Source organism: Vogesella mureinivorans (assembly GCF_007644035.1).
Taxonomy (GTDB): domain Bacteria; phylum Pseudomonadota; class Gammaproteobacteria; order Burkholderiales; family Chromobacteriaceae; genus Vogesella; species Vogesella mureinivorans.
Map to the genome: position 1 here is coordinate 1 of NZ_VMTV02000991.1, position 396 is coordinate 396.

General features: G+C 72.2%; 1 protein-coding gene. It reads right to left on the reverse strand.

Translation table 11 applies throughout. From position 1 onward, the window contains the following. On the reverse strand, positions 1 to 396 hold a 396-nt coding region (locus tag FLQ44_RS21845), incomplete at both ends, for an FAD-dependent oxidoreductase (protein WP_170253062.1).

The window sequence follows — 396 nt, forward strand, 5'->3', positions numbered from 1 at the left end:
GACCAGCTTGGGCGCCGCAGCACCCGGGATCAGCACGCCGCCGATCACCAGATCCGCCGTCAGCACATGGCGCTCGACCGCGTCGGCGCTGGAGAACACGGTCTCGACGCGAGTGCCGAACTGCGCGACCAGGCGACGCAGCACATCGACGTTGCGATCGAGGATCACCACCTGCGCGCCAAGGCCGACGGCCATCAGCGCGGCATTCGCGCCAACCACGCCACCGCCGAGGATGACGACCTTGGCGGGCTCGACGCCCGGCACGCCGCCGAGCAGCATGCCGCGGCCGCCGTTGGCCTTCTGCAGCGCCGTGGCGCCGGCCTGGATCGACATGCGCCCGGCCACTTCGGACATCGGCGCCAGCAGGGGCAGGCTGCCGTTGGCGGCGGTGACGGT